17 protein-coding genes are annotated in these 20353 nt (G+C 48.0%); 9 read left to right on the top strand and 8 right to left on the bottom strand.

Features of this window, described 5'->3' with window-relative positions:
• Positions 1–4 precede the first annotated feature (4 nt).
• From BST96_RS20815 to BST96_RS19970, 4 genes are read left to right on the top strand one after another with little or no spacing between them, the layout of a single operon-like run.
• Positions 5–196, top strand: a complete 192-nt coding sequence (locus BST96_RS20815) for a hypothetical protein (protein WP_206045369.1) — start codon at positions 5–7, stop codon at positions 194–196.
• The gene (locus BST96_RS19980) at positions 193–501 is read left to right on the top strand and encodes an AzlD domain-containing protein (RefSeq protein ID WP_085760383.1); all 309 of its coding nucleotides are present in this window, start codon (positions 193–195) and stop codon (positions 499–501) included. Before BST96_RS20815 ends, BST96_RS19980 begins: the two co-directional genes overlap by 4 nt.
• 37 nt (positions 502–538) lie before the next feature.
• A complete protein-coding gene (locus BST96_RS19975; RefSeq protein ID WP_085760382.1) occupies positions 539–967 on the top strand; it encodes a GFA family protein in 429 nt (142 codons plus the stop codon).
• Entirely contained in the window at positions 964–1962 is a 999-nt protein-coding gene (locus BST96_RS19970) for a hypothetical protein (protein WP_085760381.1), read from the top strand. The genes BST96_RS19975 and BST96_RS19970 overlap by 4 nt, the downstream gene beginning before the upstream one ends.
• On the opposite strand, the gene BST96_RS19965 is transcribed toward BST96_RS19970, so the two are convergent.
• Positions 1959–2924, bottom strand: coding sequence for a DUF1838 family protein (locus BST96_RS19965; protein ID WP_169714052.1), 966 nt, complete (start codon positions 2922–2924; stop codon positions 1959–1961). The genes BST96_RS19970 and BST96_RS19965 overlap by 4 nt on opposite strands.
• 158 nt (positions 2925–3082) lie before the next feature.
• Between BST96_RS19965 and BST96_RS19960 the strand changes: the two genes are divergently transcribed.
• The 4 genes from BST96_RS19960 (at position 3083) to BST96_RS19945 (ending at position 8153) form a co-directional block, all read left to right on the top strand.
• Positions 3083–3526, top strand: a complete 444-nt coding sequence (locus tag BST96_RS19960; protein WP_169714051.1) for a MarR family winged helix-turn-helix transcriptional regulator — start codon at positions 3083–3085, stop codon at positions 3524–3526.
• 201 nt (positions 3527–3727) lie between these two features.
• Positions 3728–4357 (top strand): phosphoadenosine phosphosulfate reductase domain-containing protein, encoded by a 630-nt coding sequence (locus BST96_RS19955; RefSeq protein WP_085760378.1) that lies wholly within the window; start codon positions 3728–3730, stop codon positions 4355–4357.
• A gap of 613 nt (positions 4358–4970) precedes the next feature.
• The gene (locus tag BST96_RS19950) at positions 4971–5750 is read left to right on the top strand and encodes a helix-turn-helix transcriptional regulator (protein ID WP_085760377.1); all 780 of its coding nucleotides are present in this window, start codon (positions 4971–4973) and stop codon (positions 5748–5750) included.
• Positions 5751–5939: 189 nt separating this feature from the next.
• Positions 5940–8153 (top strand): TonB-dependent receptor, encoded by a 2214-nt coding sequence (locus tag BST96_RS19945; protein WP_085760376.1) that lies wholly within the window; start codon positions 5940–5942, stop codon positions 8151–8153.
• Positions 8154–8216: 63 nt separating this feature from the next.
• Here the strand turns inward: BST96_RS19945 and BST96_RS19940 are convergent, their stop codons facing one another.
• From BST96_RS19940 to BST96_RS19915, 7 genes are read right to left on the bottom strand one after another with little or no spacing between them, the layout of a single operon-like run.
• Positions 8217–9902: a BatD family protein gene (locus tag BST96_RS19940; RefSeq protein WP_085760375.1), complete on the bottom strand. Its 1686-nt coding sequence runs from the start codon at positions 9900–9902 to the stop codon at positions 8217–8219.
• Positions 9902–11236, bottom strand: coding sequence for a tetratricopeptide repeat protein (locus tag BST96_RS19935; protein ID WP_240554858.1), 1335 nt, complete (start codon positions 11234–11236; stop codon positions 9902–9904). Before BST96_RS19935 ends, BST96_RS19940 begins: the two co-directional genes overlap by 1 nt.
• Entirely contained in the window at positions 11233–11745 is a 513-nt protein-coding gene (locus BST96_RS21170) for a VWA domain-containing protein (RefSeq protein WP_240554857.1), read from the bottom strand. Before BST96_RS21170 ends, BST96_RS19935 begins: the two co-directional genes overlap by 4 nt.
• Positions 11742–12791 carry a vWA domain-containing protein gene (locus BST96_RS19930; RefSeq protein WP_085760374.1) on the bottom strand — a complete coding sequence of 350 codons (1050 nt, stop codon included), beginning with the start codon at positions 12789–12791 and terminating at the stop codon, positions 11742–11744. The genes BST96_RS21170 and BST96_RS19930 overlap by 4 nt, the downstream gene beginning before the upstream one ends.
• A complete protein-coding gene (locus BST96_RS19925) occupies positions 12785–13273 on the bottom strand; it encodes a DUF4381 domain-containing protein (protein WP_085760373.1) in 489 nt (162 codons plus the stop codon). The genes BST96_RS19930 and BST96_RS19925 overlap by 7 nt, the downstream gene beginning before the upstream one ends.
• A 2-nt stretch (positions 13274–13275) precedes the next feature.
• Positions 13276–14247, bottom strand: a complete 972-nt coding sequence (locus tag BST96_RS19920; protein ID WP_085760372.1) for a DUF58 domain-containing protein — start codon at positions 14245–14247, stop codon at positions 13276–13278.
• Between the two features lie 13 nt (positions 14248–14260).
• Positions 14261–15226, bottom strand: a complete 966-nt coding sequence (locus BST96_RS19915; protein ID WP_085760371.1) for an AAA family ATPase — start codon at positions 15224–15226, stop codon at positions 14261–14263.
• A gap of 237 nt (positions 15227–15463) precedes the next feature.
• Here BST96_RS19915 and BST96_RS19910 point away from each other — a divergent pair, with 237 nt between their 5' ends.
• Positions 15464–20332, top strand: coding sequence for an NAD-glutamate dehydrogenase (locus BST96_RS19910; RefSeq protein WP_085760370.1), 4869 nt, complete (start codon positions 15464–15466; stop codon positions 20330–20332).
• The last annotated feature ends 21 nt before the right edge of the window (positions 20333–20353 follow it).

The following is a 20353-nucleotide window of genomic DNA, read 5'->3' as shown; positions in this document are numbered from 1 at the left end:
TGCGATGGCCGCTACGTTTATTGCTCTGGTTATCCCAGCGATTAAAGACCGGTCCGTTGTTATCTGTGTATTGACCTCTCTGGTCACAGCCATTATCTGTGCTTTGTTAGGTATTGAAGCTGGTCTGGTCATTGCTGCGCTATTGGGGATGGCCGCTGGTTATCTTTCTGCTGTGCTTTGGGGAGGGCAACGATGATCTGGTTAATGATCTTGCTGATGGCCTTATTGGTGTTTAGCAGCCGTTATCTATTTTTGGAGCCCAAACTGCCTTTGCGTCTGGGGCCAAAAATGTTGCAGTTTTTAAGTTATTCTATGCCTGCGGTACTCACGGCTATTTTTGCGCCCATCGTTTTTATTCAAGATAATAGTTTGGCTATCAGTCTGGATAATTACTATCTGCTCTGTGGTCTATTGGCCGCTGCTTTGGCCTGGCTTACCCGTAATACCTTGATCACTATTGTGGTGAGTATGGGGCTTTTTTTCTTTTTGCATCAAGGCTAATACAAGAGCGCCTTGTATTGATTCAGGAGATTTGAAAATGGAGCATCAGTCTGTCGGCGGGAGCTGCCTGTGTGGTAAAGCGCGCTATCAAATTACCGGCAACCTTGGCATCTTTCAATACTGCCATTGCAGCCGTTGCCAAAAATTTACCGGCAGTGCCCATGCGTCTAACTTATTTGTTGGCCCCGAGCAGTTTAGTTGGCTTGCCGGTGAAGAGTTTGTTGGGCGCTTTGAACCCGCCGATACCCGGTATTTTGCTACGGCCTTTTGCCAGCAATGCGGCTCTTCAATGCCATGGTTATCCAAAAGTGGCAAAGCCCTGATTATTCCTGCTGGAACTTTAGATGATGACCCTGGTATAAACCCTTTCCAGAATATTTTTTATGGTTCCAGAGCTTGTTGGTACCAAGAGGTGGGGGAGATGCCGCTGCACGATACTATGCCACCGCGGAAAAAACCTGAATGACCAGTATTAAGCGCCAACCATTTAAAGCCAGCCTGATCGATTGGTTGGCGGAAGTGTGGTTGATTTTCTGGAGTCTGGTCAAAATTATGGTGCCGGTTTTATTGGTGGTTCGTCTGGTGGAGATCGCCGGTTGGATTGATGACTTGGGCCTACTGATTCAACCGCTTATGGTATTGGTAGGTTTACCCGGTGAAATGGGTTTGGTCTGGATGGCCACAATGGTTGGTAATATCTACACCGGTATGGCGGTGTTTTATCAGTTGGGTCTGGGTGAGCAAGTCACTGTTGCACAGGTTAGTGTGATTGGTTCAATGATGTTAATTGCCCACTCCTTACCGGTTGAAGTGGCTATTGCCCGGGCGACCGGAGTGAGCTTGTGGTTTACCTTGCTGTTGAGGATTGGTGGCGCTTTGCTGCTTGGGTTGGTTCTAAATGGCATCTACAATTATTTTTCCTTATTGCAAACCCCGGCACCGCTGTTATGGCAGCCGGAGATAGCGGATTCCAGTTGGGCAGGCTGGTTATTAACGCAGGGCCAAACCCTGTTAGCCGCACTACTTATTATTGCAGGTTTGACCTTACTGATTCGTATTCTACGCCTGTTAGGTATTGAGCGTTTGATTCATCTAGTGCTTGAGCCTTTTCTCAGGGCTCTGGGTATAGGGGTAAAAGCCAGTAATATTATGTTAGTTGGCTTAACGCTGGGACTATCCTTTGGCGGTGGTTTGCTGATTAGAGAGGCTCGCTCCGGCAGTATTGGCGGCAAAGATATTTTTATGACCATGGCCTTTTTAGGTTTATGTCACAGCCTGATTGAAGATACTCTGTTAATTCTTTTACTGGGGGCGGATCTAACGACCATATTATGGGGGAGGTTGGCGTTTAGTTTGTTGGTGATAATATTGTTTGCACATTTATTTAAACAGATACCTGACAAACGGTTGAAGTGGTTTTACAGGAGCCCGAGTGGGGCTCCTGCCAATAAAGCCGATTAGACTTCAGGCGGTACATGCTCCGCATAAGACTCCCAAGTGCCTTTAGGGAAGCCATCATCCCAATCATCGGGGGCTTCTAAATATTCAGGGTGATGCTTTTCGGTATAGGCCAATACTTTGGGTGGCACATCCGTTAAGCCCTGATTGCTCTTATGGGAATTCATGCGGCCAAAGATCATCCCTTCAACACCGCTGCCGCCCATTTTCATCCAGGGCCACCAGGGTGACATACGTGAGAAGCCACAGGCAAAATCCGCCGAGGGGATAGAGCGGTCTGCCAGTCGGTCATAATTGGTCTGAAAGGTAAAATGCTCAGAAGGATTAATATAGGTGCCGGTATGGGCTTTGGGCCATTTATCTTTGGTCACCGGGTTTTTATAGCGGTGGGTATAGTCCCAGGCCAGCATGACATTATCCCCGTAGCGTTCCCAAGGCAAAATAAAAGGTGCTGAGCCATCTTCTCGGGTTTTGATCGTGCCTTCATTCATTAGGGTGGGGGCATCATCCGCATCGCCAAACTGGAACTTCGGCATTTCAGGTGTCAGTTCACCGCGAATAGCATCGTTGAGAAAGTTAAACACTTCCACCGTTTCGCCGGTGTATGGATTGTCCCAGGTTTCTAAAATATCGCCGGTGATAGGGTCATTAAAATACCCTACCTCTTTACCGCGAATACGCACATTGCCATTGTCTAGCAGCTTGGATTGGAACATACCAAAACCGGTGTAGCCAAATAGAGGTTTTAGCCGCTGGTCGCCCACCATGCCAAAGTTTAAACCGTGAAAAGCGGCAATACAGGGTTTGTCATCAAAGCTAAACCAGAGTTTGCCAAAAGCATAGAGGTTATCTTTTGGAATGGTGAAATCCAACGAGTGACCGCTGTGGCCGCCAGGCCCGCCCGCAGATGAAGCATCAGAGTTTGGCGCCATATACTGGCGGATTAAATTCGGCGTAAAAGACATAGCTACCTCTTTATGGGTAATTGGGTGATATAAGGGAGTGTGCCAATATTGCAGCATGCTGTCAAATATTGCAGCATGCTGCAAATTTACTATTCCGGCGTTATACTCTCCTAATATCCCTGGGCCTTGATGGCGGCTTTCAATAATAAGGATTGACTGTGGCAGAGACTAACCGTGCGGAATTACTACTTGGCTTGATTGTTGAGACCTTACAGCTATCCCAAAGGCTGCAACTTCAGGGTGATCAATTAACCAAAGACCTTGATCTAACCAGTTCACGCTGGGGCGTGCTGGGCATTGTGTCATCGGCTGAAAAGGCCTTAACCGCCTCTGACCTTGCCCGCAGAATGCAGTTAAAGCCACAGACCGTGCAGCGTTTTGTGTCTGCTCTGGAGCAAAAAGGCTTTATTAGCCTGGTGGATAACCCGGGTCATAAGCGCGCCAGACTTATCCAACTAACCACCAAAGGGGAGAGGGCACTGGTTAGCCTCAGGGAAAGGGAATTGGATTGGGCTAAAACCGCTGCCGGAAGATTAAAGGCCGCAGATATTGAGCGGGCTACAGAGCTGTTGGCTCAGGTAAAAGACAATATCAGTCAGTAAGGTGGCTGTGCTGAGTGCCTTAATTAAATACATTATAAAAAAACTTTTTGTTATAAGCTTAGCTCGATAACTTATAACTAACTGATTTTATTGGGTTTATTGGATTTTATTGGCACTTTGCAGTATAGTCGCCGACCCTGTTTGGGCACAAAAGGCCTGAATGGTCAGTTTTTGAATTAACCCTAAGACACTGTGAATCGCATGAGTTTGGATCTGGATACATTAAATCAGCAATTAAAGGACTTATCGCCTGTGGAGATTGTGCGCTGGGCTACTGGCTTGGGTAAGACAGTTATTGCCACCACCAGTTTTGCTCCCAATGCTGCGGCCATGCTAAATGTGATTGTTGAAGCAGATAATACGATTCCAGTGGTGTGGGTTGATAGTGGGTATAACGTCCCCGATACCTACCGGGTGGCGGAAGTCATTATGGATAAGCTTCAGCCCAATATGCAGATTTATATCCCCCAGTGGACCGCCGAGCGTCGCAACGCCATTATGGGTGGTATTCCGCATCCGGATGATGACCCGGAAGTGCATGAAGAATTTACTCGTCAGGTAAAGCTGGAGCCTTTTCAAAAAGCACTGGATGATTTGCAGCCTGAAGTATGGGTTAGCGGTATTCGTCGCGAAGAGACGGAGTTTAGAAAAAGCCTGGATATCCTCTCTATTGATAACCGCGGTATTTTAAAGGTAGCGCCGTTTTTCTATTGGAGTGAAGAGCAGGTGCAAGATTATATGGACAATAATGAGCTGCCCAGCTGTCGTCACTATTTCGACCCTACCAAAGTGGAAGATGGCCGCGAGTGCGGCTTGCATACTTCAGCTTAAGTTTATTCCCGTTGGGCGGCTCTGCTCCCCCTGACCCAATACGCCTTTTTGTTGGGCGCTAAATCAACCTGTCTTTCTATCTGGCATTACTGCTCAGTTAGCGGTGGGTACAATCTTTTTTGCTTATAAGTACCCTGGATTAAAAGGTTTAAATAGTTAAGCCAGATTGAATTAATGATTGTGCCGTTATTGTTCTGTTAGATGGACTGGTTTAGTATCCTGCCAACTGTTTCTTCTGTGAAGAGCAGGTTAATGCAAGAAAATAAGGGATTTATTTGAGTGTTATTAACGACAGGTTTTAGTGGCGGGTATTGAAAGTCAACTACGCCTCTTTACTTTTTTGCTTTGGTTTTTTCCCTTTTTTGTAAATTTTCGTCCTGAATCATTGTTTATTTTTTCTATGGCTAATGGTCTTGGTTATAGCCTGTCGTTGTGACTACTGTTGTGGTTGTGGTTGTGGTTGTGGTTGTGGTTGTGGTTGTAGCTACTGCTACTATAGGTATAGGTGACTGCTGGGTATTGGGAGCGCAGTAAAAAGGATACATGTTAGAGAGGAAGTCTAACACTGATGATTGGTAATTAGGGGTAAGGAATAAAAAGGTTTTATATTGTCATGGATAGTATCTCCAAAGAGTTAAAATCGTTCAAGGAAGAGTCGCTACATGTATTAAGGATGGCGAGAACACCAAAATCTTTTACTCAAGTCACTCAAAAAATCATGTCTGATTTGGATTTTTCAAATTTTGATATTACCGTTGTTGGTAATGACCTGGATTTGAAGTGTATTTTGTCAACAATGCCAAAGACCCTGTTGGCTACCTATGTGGCTGAGGAGTTGGGTCGGGGTGATTTGGCTAATGAATGCATCAGTTTGTCTTCGGCGCCCATGTACTATTCAGATATTTATGAATATATTTCAATCAGCCCGGTTAGGCTAAGTCAATTTGAAACGACCATGCAATCCTATAATCTAATGGCGGATTACAGTTTCTATGACTCTTTTTGCAGCCCTTTCCAGTACCGGCCCGACAAAAAAATGATTTTTTCTATTGTTTCTGAAGCGACCAAACCCGAAGACTTTAAACGTTTGGTACTGGATCGTCGGGCAAAGATAACCAGCCTGCTAAATATTGTTTTTGAACTGTTAAATCAGTCTGATTTTCTGCCTATAGATGATATCAAAGAGACGCATAGCTTAACGAATAAGCAGCTGGCTATTTTGGAGGCGATGGGGAAGTACTCTATGACTCAGCAGCAGGCGGCTGATTATGCACGGTTAACGGAATCTACGGTTAAATCTTATTGTAAATTAATCAAGGCAAAATTAGGGGTTTCAACGATGGCTGGTGCCGTTTTTGAGGCGGTTAGGTTGGGTCTGATTGCGCAGGATTGATCGGTCTTTATGACGATTAATAACTGCTACAACGAATAGCAACTGATAATAAAATCCCCAGCAAAGATTGGCGGAAAATAATTTCATCTGGTTACAAACTGTTGATGCTTTCGGCTAGCCGCGAGCGTTGTTTGGTTGTGTTTTATCGTATCAATATTTTTCGTCTCACTATATGCAGGGAAAGCCATTATGCGTTTACAGATTAGCGTTATTCTTTTATTACTGTTTCTTGGTTCCAATTATTCTCTAGCTGTCTCTCAGCTCTCTCCAACAGGAAAACATTCAGCACCCTATACAATCGAAGAGGTTGTTGTTACTGCACAAAAACGGGAAGAGCTGTTACAAGAGGTTCCCATTGCAATTTCCGTACTATCAGAACAGCAACTGCTACAACAAGGTATCAGCAGCCTGAGTGATTTATTAGCAGGCACTGTGACTTCCTTAAATATTAATCCCTATGCAGCTTCTCCCTCAACTCTGGTTATGGCGATAAGAGGTAATGGCCCTGGTGATGTGGCGACACCTTCCAGAGACACCAGTGTTGCTGTCTATCTGGATGAAATTTACCTCGGAAGAGGGCATGGCTTAAATTTTGAGCTGGCAGAACTGGAGCGTATTGAAGTGTTGCGAGGTCCGCAAGGAACGCTTTACGGGCGCAATGCTACAGCAGGGGCTATTAATCTTGTATCAAAGCGTCCGGCTGGTGAGTTTGGTATTCGTCAGGGGCTGGAGTTGGGTAGTGATAATTTGCAGAGTCACGATACGCATATCGATTTACCCCTATGGGCAGGTATTGCCACCAAAATCGATTATCTGCATACCGAGCGGGACGGCTGGGTTAATAATACGGCCCCAGGAGAGCATGATTACAACGCTTATGATAAAGATGGTTACCGCATAAGTTTTGACTTTAATGCCTCGGATAATCTGATCTTGGGCTATACCTATAATGATAGCGATACTGAAGTCACCCAGGTTTATTATCAGTTTTATATCGATAATTTGGGCTTGTTTGGCGATGAAGGCGGGCGGCAGAGTAAGACGCGTTTTCCGGTTTCTCCCCTGGAGCCCACCCGCTCGGAGCAACAATTCCATAGTTTCTCTGTGGATTGGGCATTATCAGATTCGCTGAACTTTTTATCACTGTCATCTTATCGGGAGCTTGAAGATAAAACGCGAAATAACTGGGCTGGCTCCGCTTACTTTAATGGCTTGGTAGAAGTTAATGATATGGATCAGCAGCAGTTTTCTCAGGAGTTTCGTTTCTGGGGACGTATGGACCGCCTGGATTGGGTGGCGGGTGTTTATTACTTTGAAGAAGAAACCGATGAGTCCTTAGAGCAGTTCTTTTCACTGGATGTTTTTGGTTTGATTACTGGTACCCCCTTAACACCGATTGTGCCGATTACTAATTATGATGTATTTATCGATGCGGTTTCGCCAGCCAGAATGATAGAAACCGAACTTGAATCCACCTCAATTTATGGTCAGGCCACCTGGACCCCTCCGGTACTGGATGACCAGCTGGAAATAACGCTCGGTGCTCGTTATACCCATGAAAATAAATCGGGAGCTCGTACCTCGGGCGAGTATAAACCTTTTAGTGTTTCCGATAACGATCAAACAGACCCCTCCATTACTTTTAACTATCACTGGACGGAGACAATCTCTACCTATGCAAAGTGGAGTAACGCTCATCGCAGTGGCGGTATCAATTCCCGTTCCAGGGATTTGGTGCCTCATGAACATGAAGAGGTGGAATTAATTGAGTTGGGTATGAAGCTTCAGGGCTGGGATAACCGTCTGATTATTAATACCGCGCTATTTAGTACCGATTACGAGGGTATGTTTATCGATATCTTCGACCCGAATGATTTAACCATCAGTGAAACCATCAATTCATCCGATACCGTAACGGTAGAGGGGGCTGAAGTCGATTTGGTGTTGCAGCCACTGGCCGGGCTAACGCTAGGGCTTAGTTATACCTATTTAAATGGCGATTTCTCACCGCAGCCCAACCCCTTGGCTAATAATGCTCCGGAGAAATTTCTGCTGACTCAAACTCCGCAACATGTGGGCGCTGTTACTGTGGATTATGAGTGGCCACGTTTTAAGGTCGGTTTGTTAACGGGGCATTTGGATGTTGTCTCGTCATCCGATTACAACCATTGGTACTCGGGAGGTAAGGCCCACCCGGACGGTTATCTACTGGTTAACGCCAGGGCCGAGTTGGCAGAGATACCTTTGTCCTCGGGGGATTATGGTCAGTTAAGCTTGGCGGTGTGGGGTAAAAATTTAACGGATGAAGAATATGTAGTTTCATCGTTTAATTTTGAAGTCTCCGTTGTACATGCCTATGGCGAACCACGCTCTGCTGGTGTGGCTATAAGGTATGAATACTAAAACGATCTAATAACGATTGCTGGCCAGTGCTTAAACCAGCAATCGATACCATTAGGCAGGCGCCTAATTGGAGTACAAAGGCTTTAAATGCTCCGCCTTAACAGCTTTGCTCTTACCACTGTCCCTTATCAGTTTAATTACTGATAATAAACTCTCACCGCTCCAACTACTGTCCTGTTGACTGCCATAGAGCGCATTATCCAGTTGCGTCAGGGCGCTATTAAAAGAGGGGTGATCGCTGTGGCCCTGAATATCATGCAGGCTTTGAATGCTATGCTCAGGCCAGTAGCTTCTTGCCCATTCAACCAGTGCCGGGCGCACGGCTTGAATATCATTATTGCGACAGAGCTTGCTGAGTTGCTTAAAAGCCTGTTTTTCGGACAGCACTTTTTCAATGATCACTGTATCGGGTGTGCTATCGACACGGTTATTGCGCTTTAATTGCCACCACAGATACAGCGTTATCAGCCAGGCTAAAGCAAAGCCCGCGGCGATACTTTGCCATAGCAGGTTTTGACTGGGGTTGCCGGTGGCGACGGTTGAAAGCGGGGACGTTGGTAGACTGTGATCCATAGCCAGTGGCGTGCTATTGCCCTGAGTATTATTTAACGCCGGTTTAACGGTTAGCGTGCTGGCCGGAATTACAGCTTCACGGATTTTTCTGGCTTTGGTATCCCACCACTGTAGCCGTATTTCCGGCAGGGTGATTTCCCCTTCACGGGTGGGGATAATCGCGGCGCTATCAGCTCGAGTTGATAGGGTGCCTTTGTCGGTGGCGGTGGTTTCGCTGCTGCCGTTATCGGGATAAAACTTAGCCCCTTCTATTGGGCTAAAACTGAGTGGGGGTAATTGTGAATCCAATAATCCTTCGGCCTCAATAGTGACTTTGCGCGTAATAGAGTCACCCACAGTGATATTGCCAGGGCTGCTGCTCCAGGTTTCAATCAACTTAAGGGATTTGGCCGGTAGCCAGGTATCGCCGGTAAAACTTGAAGGTGGGGCTTTGACTTTAATGGTATGCTGCTGGGTCATTTTCCTAATCCGTTGCCCCTGGCCGGGCAGGCTAAATACCGAGCGGCGGGCAAGGGCTTCGTTGGCGGTAAAGACCAGTTCAGGGATAATTAGCTCACCGGTCTGCTGTGGAAAAATTGCATAGCGTAATTCATGGACGCGATAAGGGGAGTTCTGGATACGGCGTTGAAAAGAATTTTGGCCCAGCTTTTCCATCGCGGCATTATCAAATTCTGGCTCGGTAATATTCATATTGTCGAGCTGAACAGATTGAAAAATCCGCAAGGTATAGATAAGTTGTTGCTGCACATAGACGCTACTGGTATCCACTTCCGATTCCACAAACACCGGCTCTAAGCTGCCGCCGGGTGTTGGGATGCTGGGCTGTACTACCACAGAGATGGGTTGGGTCCGTTGCCCGTCGACATTTATTGAGGGGATCTCTAATCGACCTTTGCGCTTGGGCATGAGGGTAATTACCCACTCGGTCCAGGACTCTGATTTGCCATTGCGAATCATATGGCGGCTGCTCTGACTATTACCTAACACATAAAACGTGTTTTTTACCGGGCTTAAATCCGGTCCACCATAAGAACCGCCATCATTAATACGTATCTTTAGAGTCAGGGTGTCGTCGATGGCAATGACGCTGCGGTCGATACTGGCGACAGGCTCCGCCGCGGTGACGGCCATATTAAAGACAATAAGGATAATAAAAGCGACGATAGAACGCTGCATTACCACTGTGGTTGCTCCCGTTGAGTTTCACCCTGCTGCTGGCGAACTTGTGATTCATGATTAAATTTGCGACGTAGCAGGCCAGAAGGGTCGTCGGGAATTTGCCGTAACCATTGCTCCATAGCTTGCTTTTCCTGTTGGCTTTGTTGATCTTGCTCTGAGGCTTGAGCCTGTTGTTGCTCGCTTTGCTGCTGTTCCTCTTCGCTTTGTTCTGTTTGCTGTTGTTGCTCTTGCTCTGACTCTTCAGCGTCTTGCTGTTCGCTATCTTGCTTAGAGTCCTGCTGATCCTGATTCTCTTGTGGGTCCTGTTGGGACTGTTGCTCGCTGTCTTGCTGGTCGTCTTGTTGTTGTTCGCTGTCCTGATTTTGTGGATCACCTTGCTGTTGGTCTTGCTGTTCTGAGTCCTGGCTCTCTTCGTCGGATTGTTCGCCGTCCTGGTTTTCTTGCTGCTGTTGTTCTTGTTGTTGCTCTTGCTGTTGTTTAAGTTGTTCCAGCAATTGCTTATTAAAGGCAGCGTCTTCCATATCCGGTTGCTGTGTTAAGGCTTTATTATAGGCGGCAATCGCCTTATCCAGTTGACCGGCTTTAGCCAGGGCGTTGCCACGATTATAGTGGCCGGTAGCATTGTCTTGTTGAGCAAACTGCTGGGCGGCGTTTTTAAAATCGCCGGCTTTATAGTTGGCGCTGGCTTGCCATTGCTCGTCTTTAAACAGTTTGGCTGCGGCTTTTGCGTCGCCTTGCTCCAGCGCTTTGGCTGCTTGCTGGTCGGCTCGCTGCCAGAGGTCTTGCCATTCAAAGGCATGGCTGGTTTGCGGTTGCACCATGATCAATAGCGGCAATATCAATAGCCAGCCTCTGCGAAAGGCCAGCAAAGCGAAGGGTAATAAGGCCAGGGCCAGTAAAGGGCCGCGGTCATGCCATTGATCAAATTCCCGTTCGGTCAGTACCGTATTATCTTCAAGTTCGGTGGTCAGTTTGGTTAAGAGAAAGCTCACATCATTATCGTTTAGGCTGATATCGGTATAACGGCCGCTATTATACTTGGCCAGCTGTTCCAGCCGTGAGCGCTGCAATTGCGGCACAATAATATTGCCGTTGTCGTCTTTGAGAAAACCGGACCTTGCTGGTATCGGTGCGCCATCGGGTGTGCCAACTCCCATAATCGATAGTTCATAGCCACTGCGGCTAAGCAGGTTGTCAATATCATCCACATCATTGTCTGTTACGCCATCGGTAATCAGTAATACGCGGCCATTGCTGACGCCTGCATTTCTAAATAATTGCTTGGCCATGGTTAGAGCCGCCACTGGATCGCTGCCAAATACTGGCATCATCCCCGGGCCAGGGCCGGGGTCAGATTGGCAATGGTGGGGTTATCATCGGTCAGTGGCGAAACAATATGAGCATCACCAGAGTAGGCGATCAGGGCGGTTAGGCCTTCCTCTCGTTGGGCTAATATATCAAGGATTTTATGGCGGGCTCTTACCAATCGCGAGGGTTTAATATCTTCCGCCAGCATCGACAGTGACAGGTCGAGCACAATGACCAGGGCATCCTGTTTTTTATGAATGGGCTGAGGGAGTTTGGTCCAGGTGGGGCCAGCCATGGCAATGGATGCCGTTACCCAGACCAGTAATAGCAACAACCAGGGCCATCGAGCCACTCGTTGACTGCCGCCGTCAATCAAGTGATCCAGCAGTTGCGGGTTGATAGCACCACGCCAATTAGCGGCGCTGCTTTTTTGTCGCCAGAAGAACAGCGCCAGTAAGGTGGCAGGGATAATGGCCAGCAACCACTCTGGCCGCAAAAAATGAAACTGATCAAGGATTAGCTGCGGGCTCATCGGTTGTTCTCCGCAGCCAGAGGCTTATCCGTCAGGGCAGACCACCATAATCGCCAGGGTAATAACCCCACTGCCAATAAACCACTTAAGCCTAAGGCAAAGGCCAGCGGCCAATAGAATAAGGCTTTTTGTGGCCTAAAGGTTTCTTGCTTGTCTTCAACCGGCTCGAGTTCATCCAGGATGCGATAAATGTCTAATAGCTGTTCCGGGTTGCGGGCGCGAAAATATTTGCCGCCAGTCATATCGGCAATTTGCTGTAGCGTTTTTTCATCGAGGTCGGCGGAGGGGTTAACTCGGCGTGAACCAAAGCTGCTGCCAAACATTCCCTTGGTGACCATCTCGTCGGCGCCAACCCCAACCGTATAGATAACAATATTATTGTCAGCCGCCAGTTTTGCCGCAGGAATAGGTTTAACTTCACCGCCGTTATTTTGGCCATCGGTTAGTAGAATCATAACATGGCGATCACCGGGCCGATCACGCAGTCGTTTTACTGATAGACCAATAGCATCACCAATGGCGGTATTTTGTTCACCGGCAAAACCAATTTGTGCTTCTTTCATAAAGCGCTGTACGGTGGTGCGGTCAAAAGTAAGAGGGGCTTGCACATAGGCCTGACTACCAAATAACACTAAGCCTAAGCGGTCGCCTTTGCGCCGTTGGATAAAGTCATTGAGCACAGCTTTTACCGCCGTAATTCGTGCTGCCTGTTTGCCGCGGACCACCATATCTTCAATGTTCATGCTGCCGGAGAGATCAACGGCCAATAATAAATCACGGCCACTGGCGGGCAGGCTGATAGGGTCGCCAATCCAGGTGGGGCCGGAGGCGGCTGCAAGTAAACCGCACCAGATGAATGCCAGTGAGCTCAGTCTTAATTTACGCTGGCTGATGGCCTCCGTGCCTGGTTGTTCCAGGCCGGAAAGTTGCTGATAAAAGGGCACTCGAACGGCGGCCTGTTGTTGTTTGGCTTTGGGTAATAACCAAAAGGCCAGCAAGGGCAATGGTAGTAAATAGATAACCCATGGCAATTCATACGTTAGCATGACGGCTTGGCACTCCGTCTTAAATCGTGCTGTTTAATCCATTGCTCGGCAATCTGTTGTAGCTCGGTAGTATTGAGTTCGCTAACCTGAGGGGTATAGGGGCCATACTCCAGGGCTTTGGCGGCCCCTTGGCTAAAGTCGGTGCTACCACCGGTGGTATCCAGAAATGAGAGCCATTGCTGGCCGCTTAAACCGGCAATATCACTATGGGGCTTACCAGCCAGAGCGGTTTGTTTTAATAGGCGGTTTAATTGCTGTAGATAATCGCTGGGGTTTTCTCGGTCTAGTAATACCAGAGCGTGTAAGGCGTGTTTGCGGTAGCGGTTACGTTGTAAATAGTTACGCCAGTAAATGCTGCCAAAAGCCAATAGGGCAATAATTATCGCCAGCAGTAACCACCACCCCGGCGCAGGCGGCCAGGCGCTAATCGCATCTGGCAAATGAATATCCCGTAATTGTGCGAGTGGGTCTTGCTCAGGCATCACTAACGTTTTACTCCTGTGGCGGTGCCATAGTAGCGGAGTAAATGCTGCAAAGGTGGCTGCTCGGTGGAGATTTCAATCAGAGGAATACCGAGTTTCCCCAGTTGCTGTTTTAAATCTTCTTGGCGGGCGGCAAATTGTTGTGCGTAGTGGTGTTGCGCCTTGCTGCTACCGGTATGGATTTGATGGCGTTGGCTACCATCGGTAACGGTATATTGGCCCGGCGGTGGTAGTTGTTTTTCCAATGGGTCTACCACAGTTAGGGCGGTTATTTCGCAGTGCCGGGATAGTTGATGTAAATGCTTGAGAATATCGCCATCATTAAAACCGGCAAAGTCGCTAATAATATAAATCGTGCTGCCGGGTCGGGCGATACGGCGTAACTCAATCAGTGCTTCTTCCAGTCGCTGGGCGGAGGAAACGTTGAGGCCGCTGTCTTTATTGAGTGCTTGGTTAAACTCCAGCATTAAATGAATCAGTGCCAGTGCGGATTGCCGGCTGCGGCGAGGGCGGATTTCCTGTTGCCGCTGATTGCCAAACACCAGGCCACCAACGCGGTCGCTGTTTTGCAGACCTGACCAGGCAATTAAAGCCCCCAGATAACAGGCCATGACGGATTTAAAGCAGGTTTGGCTGCCAAAAAACATGGATTGGCGCTGGTCGGTTACCACTAGCATGGGCCGTTCGCGTTCTTCCTGAAACAGTTTGGTATAAGCCTTGCCGCTTCTGGCGGTTACTCGCCAGTCAATGGTACGAATATCGTCGCCGGCCTGGTAGGCACGGACTTCTTCAAAGTCGATACCGCGGCCACGGAAGTTGGTTTTATTCGGTCCCGCCAGTAGGCTCAGGGCTTTACGGCGCTGTTGCAGTTTAAGGTCTTTGGCGGCAAAGCGGGCGCTAATCATATCGTCCAGGTCGATATAAGCGCCGCTTAGGCGTTGCTCTAATCTGTTGTGATGAGGGGTGATTGCCATGCTGGGTTAGCCTCTAAGCGACTGGAACTTGCCTGAGCAACTCTTCGACAACATGGTCGGCGCTAATCCCGTTGGCCTCGGCTTCAAAGCTTAAGATCAGGCGGTGGCGCAGTACATCGGCGGCAACGGCCTGCACATCATCCGGGCTAACAAAGTCCCGGCCATTGATCCAGGCATGAGCACGGGCGCAGCTATCAAGGGCAATAGTGCCTCGCGGGCTGGCGCCAAAGTCAATCCAGGAAGCCAGCTCACTGCTGTAGTTAGCGGGGGCACGGCTGGCCATAATCAGTTGCACAATATATTCCTCAACTGCAGGGGCTGAGTGTAAAGCCAAAATCTGTTGCCTTGCGCTAAAAATAGCTTGTTGCAGTACCGGCTCTGGTGTTGCTAACGGTTCTGCTTTATTGATGGATTCATCGCGGACCAATTGCAGGATTTTTCGCTCTGCATCCACACGGGGGTAATCCACCCGCACATGCATTAGAAAGCGATCTAACTGCGCTTCGGGTAGCGGGTAGGTGCCTTCCTGTTCAATGGGGTTTTGTGTAGCCATGACTAAAAACAGTTCAGGGAGAGGGTAGGTGGTTTTGCCCACGCTGACTTGCCGCTCTGCCATTGCTTCTAACAGCGCTGACTGGACTTTGGCGGGGGCGCGGTTGATCTCATCCGCCAGTACCAGATTATGAAAGATAGGCCCCTGCTGAAATTGGAAACTGCCATCTTCTGGGCGGTAGACGTCAGTACCGGTGACATCCCCGGGTAATAGATCCGGGGTAAACTGAACGCGGTGAAAGTCTCCCTCAATACCATCGGCCAGAGTTTTGATCGCTTTGGTTTTTGCTAGCCCCGGTGCACCCTCGACCAGTAAGTGGCCATTGGCCAATAGGGCAATCAGCAGTCGCTCGACCAGTGCTTCCTGGCCAATAATCTGGCTTTCCAACCAGTGCTTTAAAAGATTGATCGTATTCTGTTCGCTCATACTAAGGTTTGGCTTCCGTTACTAAATATTGTGAATGCAGGGTGGGGATTTATTCCCCAATTGTGTCTTATAAGGAGTCTTTTGACTCTATGTCTGGTACAAGTTCCAACTCCGCAGGCTATTGTACAAATTTCTATCAAAATCGGTAGCTTAAGCTAAACTTTTAAAGCAAATATTGGCTAATAATGGCCCTTAAGCTGCAACTTCTCTTACATCGTTCAAGAAATAGGAACTGGTATGGTGATAAATCAGGGAATAGACAGGTTGGTTGCACAAATAATCGCCCATTTGCAAGAGCGTCTGTCGGCAGATGAAGCCGCGAAGGTAGCGGATTTTACTCGCCAATATTTCGCCGGTTATGCCTCTGACGATATTATGGAGCGGGAGGCCTCGGAGCTTGGTGCTGCCATGATGGGCAGTTGGGCCTATATTCAACAGCATAATATTGCCTCACCCAAGGTGCGGGTATTTAACCCGGATTACCAGAAGCATGGCTGGCAGCTTGGCCGTACGGTGATTGCTATTATCGCCCGCAATACGCCCTTTATTACCGAATCTATTCGCGGCGAACTTAACCGCCGCAATATCGTTATCCATACCTTACACGGCACTATTTTTTCAATGCTACGCGATAAGCAGCACCAATTGCGCGAGTTGCTGCCAGCACGTACGGTGATGAAAGCCCCCGCTGATTGCCAACTGGGTGATGAGGTTTTGCTCTATCTTGAAATTGGCCGCTGTACCGACCGGGATGAGTTGGCGGAAATCACCGCAACGCTTAACGAGATATTGGCCGAAGTCACACTGGTGGTGGATGATTTTGAGGCGATGACGGAAAGTGCCAGACAGGCCCTTGCCGATGCTAAAAAACTGCCTACTAAAGACAATATCATCAATAACGATGTACCAGAGTTTATCCAATGGATGATTGATGGGCACTTTACTTTTCTGGGCTACGAGAAGTTACAGGTAGAGTACAGCGACAACGAGCCACAGGTATCGCGGGTTAAAGGTTCGGCGTTGGGTTTGTTGCGCGAAAGGCAGTCACTGGGTAGTACCGATGTGTATAACTCGATTAAGTCAGCGGCTAGCCCTGAGGCGCTGATGGAGCGGTCGCTGGTGTTTGCCAAGTCCTCCATTCGGTCACGGGTTCATCGCTTGGTATACCCTGATTATGTGATGTTGCGTTGCTTTGATGAGCAGGGCAGGATAATTGCCAAACATCGTTTTTTAGGGATGTATACCGCCAAGGTCTATAACCTGACTCCCACCTTGATTCCCCTGATTCGCGGCAAGGTGAAGGAAGTGTTGGACCGTTCTGGTTTAGACCCTGAAAGCCATGAAGGTAAAGATTTATCACGCTTGTTAGATGTTTTTCCCCGGGATGAATTATTCCAGAGCAGTGTGAAAGAGTTATTAGCGACCACCATGGCGGTGAATAAAATTCAGGAGCGACGCCAGGTTCGCTTATTTATTCGCTATGACGTTTATAGAAAATTTGTTAACTGTCTGGTCTATATGCCCAAGGATATTTATCACACGGAGCTGCGAATCAAACTGGAAGCCTTGCTGCGTGAAGCCTTTGGCGCCAAAGAGTGTGAGTTTACTACCTATTTTTCTGAGTCCATTTTGTCCCGTACCCATTTTGTGTTGCGGGTTGATCCCGAACATGAAATTACCGTTTATTCAAAAGCACTAGAAGAGGAAGTCGTTAAAGTGACTATGTCCTGGAAAGAGCATTTAAAGAATTACCTGATCGAAGAGTTTGGTGATGAGCAGGGCTCACAGTTGTTAGATAACTATGGCGATGCTTTTGGGCCTGGTTACCGTGATGATTTTGAACCTCGAGCGGCAATTGATGATATTCGTAAAATAGCCAGAATGAATGGTGATGGCGATATTGAAATGAGCTTTTATCGTCGTTTGGGGGATGCCCAGGAAACAGTGCATTTTCGATTAATTCATTTGGATACATCGCTATCACTGTCAGATGTTATGCCTATTTTAGAAAACCTGGGCCTGCGGGTTGAAAGTGAGCACCCCTATGGTATCAAGCGCAAAGACGGTAAAAGTATTTGGGTCCATGAATTCCGTTTGACCTATGGCTTGGATACCCATATTGATTTACAAAATGTCACCGAGGCTTTTCAACAGGCTTTTCTCCGTATCTGGTCTGGCGATGCAGAGAGCGATGCCTTTAATAAGTTAATTCTGGGTACCCGTTTAGATTGGCGTGCCATTGCTATGTTGCGGGCCTATTCCCGTTATATGAAGCAAATCCAATTTAATTTCAGTGGCGATTATATTGCCGAGACCCTGTGTAATCACCTGGTGTTAACCGCCAGCATTGTTGAGTTATTTAATATTCGCTTTTCCTGTGATTGGGCAGGTACTGAAGATGAGCGTGTACAGGCTGAGCAAGACTTGGAGCAGTCGATTATTACGGCGTTGGACGATGTTGAAAACCTCAGTGAAGATCGTATCCTGCGGCAGTATTTAGCACTGATTAAAGCCACCTTAAGAACCAATTATTTTCAACAGTCTGCCGATGGCCAATCCCATCCTTATTTTTCGTTTAAATTATCGCCCGGCCTTATTCCCGATGTACCACTACCGGTACCGATGTTTGAAATTTTTGTGTATTCACCCCGTGTAGAAGGTGTGCACTTACGCGGCGGCAAGGTTGCTCGCGGTGGCCTGCGCTGGTCGGATCGTCAGGAAGATTTTCGTACCGAGGTGCTAGGCCTGGTAAAAGCCCAGCAGGTTAAAAATGCCGTGATTGTACCGATGGGGGCCAAGGGTGGTTTTGTGGCCAAGCAGTTGCCTACCGATGGCGGGCGTGAAGCTTTCCAGCAAGAGGGTATAGCCTGTTATAAAATATTTATTCAGGGTTTGCTGGACCTGACTGACAATTTAATCGAGGGCAGTGTGGTGCCTCCGCAGCAGGTTATCCGCAAGGATGAGGATGATACTTATCTGGTTGTGGCGGCGGATAAAGGTACCGCCACGTTTTCTGATATTGCCAACCAGCTGTCAATCAATGCGGGCTTTTGGCTGGGGGATGCTTTTGCCTCCGGTGGCAGCGCTGGCTATGACCATAAAAAAATGGGTATTACCGCCAAAGGTGCCTGGGTGTCCGTGCAGCGCCACTTTAGGGAGCTAGGGGTCAATGTGCAGGACACTGATTTTACCGTGGTGGGCATTGGCGATATGGGGGGCGATGTGTTTGGTAACGGCATGCTGCTCTCTGAACATATCCAATTAGTCTGTGCCTTTAACCATATGCATATTTTTGTTGATCCCAATCCCGATTCGGCGGCCAGTTTTGTTGAGCGCAAACGTTTATTTGAAATGCCCCGGTCCAGTTGGGAAGACTATGACAGCGCGCTGATATCAGCCGGTGGCGGGATCTTTAAGCGCTCAGCCAAGTCCATTGCTATCTCCCCTGAAATGCAAAAGCGCTTTGATATAGCCGAGACAAAATTAACCCCTAATGCACTACTGACAGCCGTGTTAAAGGCGCCGGTTGATTTGCTGTGGAATGGCGGTATTGGCACTTATGTTAAAGCCAGCAGTGAGTCTCATGCTGATGTGGGTGATAAAGCCAACGATGTTTTGCGCGTTGATGCTAAAGACCTGCGCTGCATGGTGATTGGTGAGGGCGGTAATCTTGGGGTAACCCAATTATCCCGGGTTGAGTTTGCGCTACTCGGCGGCCGTTCCAATACTGACTTTATTGATAATGCGGCAGGCGTTGATTGCTCGGATCACGAAGTGAATATCAAAATTTTGCTGAACGAAGTGGTTGCCAATGATGAAATGACCGAGAAGCAGCGCAATATTCTACTCGAAGAAATGACGGAGAGTGTGTCTGAGTTGGTATTGGAAAATAACTATCGCCAAACCGGGGCGCTCAGTATGGCGGAGAGCGATGCCTTTGTTCGCAGTGGTGAGTACCGGCGTTTAATTGGCACACTTGAGGCCAGTGGCAAATTAAACCGGGCGCTTGAGTTTATTCCTGAAGAAGAAGCTTTGCAGGAGCGCAGAGCATCGGGCAAAGGTCTGACGCGGCCTGAGTTATCCGTGCTGATTTCCTATGTGAAGTCAGAGCTTAAAGAGGAGTTGGCTGATACCAGTATTCCTGATGATCAATATATGCTGGCTGCGGTGGAAACCGCTTTTCCCCAGCGCTTGCGTGATGATTTTAATACCCTGGTGCATAACCACCGTTTGCGCAAAGAGATTATCGCCACCCAATTAGCCAATGATATGGTTAATCATATGGGCATTACCTTTGTTGATCGTCTGGCTCAGTCAACTGGCGCTAATAGCAGTGATATTGTGCGAGCTTATGTGACGGCCAGGGATGTGTTTGATATGCCCAATTTATGGGCGCAGATCGAGGCGCTGGATTATAAGGTGACCTCTGAAGTCCAAACTGAACTGATGTCCGAATTAATGCGTTTGGTACGCCGTGCCAGCCGTTGGTTTATTCGCAATCGCCGCGGCTTAATTGAGCCGACGATTGAAGTCGCTAACTTTAAGCAGGCGGTGAGTGATTTACACGAAGTATTACCCTCGCTGCTACGTGGTGACTTAAAGGATATTCGTTACAATATTTGCCAGCGTTATATTTCACAGGGCGTGCCAGAGCAGCTAGCCAGTGCCATTGCCAGTGTTCGTGAGCTTTACCCATTTTTGGGTATTATTGAGGCCTCACAGTCGATGGATGCGCCCCCGGCCAAGGTGGCGGATTTATTTTTCTGCCTGGCTGACAGGCTTGAGCTGGATTGGTTTGCCAAGCAAATCTCAGATTTAAAAATTGATAATTACTGGCAGGCGATGGCAAGAGAAACATACCGTGATGACCTTGAATGGCAGTTGCGGACCTTGACTGAGGGGGCCATGCGGCATATTTGCGAGAAGGGTGATGTTGAAGCCTGTATTGAGCGCTGGATGGAGCAGCAGCATTTATTAGTTGATCGCTGGCGCACTATGCTGGCAGAATTGCATGCCACAGAAGTCCACGAATTTGCCATGTATTCTGTTGCTATACGAGAGCTGTTAGATATGGCGCAGAGTAGTAAGTATGGTGAGGTGACTTAGCTAGGTTGTCGATAGATTGTA

This window comes from Oceanicoccus sagamiensis (genome assembly GCF_002117105.1).
GTDB lineage: Bacteria > Pseudomonadota > Gammaproteobacteria > Pseudomonadales > Dasaniaceae > Oceanicoccus > Oceanicoccus sagamiensis.
Note: the sequence above shows the minus strand (reverse complement) of the source record. Positions and strands in the feature narration are given on the sequence as shown.

What these genes read in the sequence shown, in the direction of transcription:
- BST96_RS20815 (WP_206045369.1), top strand. Translation starts at nt 5, where the DNA reads ATGGCCGCTACGTTTATTGCTCTGGTTATCCCAGCGATTAAAGACCGG.
- BST96_RS19980 (WP_085760383.1), top strand. Translation starts at nt 193, where the DNA reads ATGATCTGGTTAATGATCTTGCTGATGGCCTTATTGGTGTTTAGCAGC.
- BST96_RS19975 (WP_085760382.1), top strand. Translation starts at nt 539, where the DNA reads ATGGAGCATCAGTCTGTCGGCGGGAGCTGCCTGTGTGGTAAAGCGCGC.
- BST96_RS19970 (WP_085760381.1), top strand. Translation starts at nt 964, where the DNA reads ATGACCAGTATTAAGCGCCAACCATTTAAAGCCAGCCTGATCGATTGG.
- BST96_RS19965 (WP_169714052.1), bottom strand. Translation starts at nt 2,924, where the DNA reads ATGTCTTTTACGCCGAATTTAATCCGCCAGTATATGGCGCCAAACTCT.
- BST96_RS19955 (WP_085760378.1), top strand. Translation starts at nt 3,728, where the DNA reads ATGAGTTTGGATCTGGATACATTAAATCAGCAATTAAAGGACTTATCG.
- BST96_RS19950 (WP_085760377.1), top strand. Translation starts at nt 4,971, where the DNA reads ATGGATAGTATCTCCAAAGAGTTAAAATCGTTCAAGGAAGAGTCGCTA.
- BST96_RS19945 (WP_085760376.1), top strand. Translation starts at nt 5,940, where the DNA reads ATGCGTTTACAGATTAGCGTTATTCTTTTATTACTGTTTCTTGGTTCC.
- BST96_RS19940 (WP_085760375.1), bottom strand. Translation starts at nt 9,902, where the DNA reads ATGCAGCGTTCTATCGTCGCTTTTATTATCCTTATTGTCTTTAATATG.
- BST96_RS19935 (WP_240554858.1), bottom strand. Translation starts at nt 11,236, where the DNA reads ATGATGCCAGTATTTGGCAGCGATCCAGTGGCGGCTCTAACCATGGCC.
- BST96_RS21170 (WP_240554857.1), bottom strand. Translation starts at nt 11,745, where the DNA reads ATGAGCCCGCAGCTAATCCTTGATCAGTTTCATTTTTTGCGGCCAGAG.
- BST96_RS19930 (WP_085760374.1), bottom strand. Translation starts at nt 12,791, where the DNA reads ATGCTAACGTATGAATTGCCATGGGTTATCTATTTACTACCATTGCCC.
- BST96_RS19925 (WP_085760373.1), bottom strand. Translation starts at nt 13,273, where the DNA reads ATGCCTGAGCAAGACCCACTCGCACAATTACGGGATATTCATTTGCCA.
- BST96_RS19920 (WP_085760372.1), bottom strand. Translation starts at nt 14,247, where the DNA reads ATGGCAATCACCCCTCATCACAACAGATTAGAGCAACGCCTAAGCGGC.
- BST96_RS19915 (WP_085760371.1), bottom strand. Translation starts at nt 15,226, where the DNA reads ATGAGCGAACAGAATACGATCAATCTTTTAAAGCACTGGTTGGAAAGC.
- BST96_RS19910 (WP_085760370.1), top strand. Translation starts at nt 15,464, where the DNA reads ATGGTGATAAATCAGGGAATAGACAGGTTGGTTGCACAAATAATCGCC.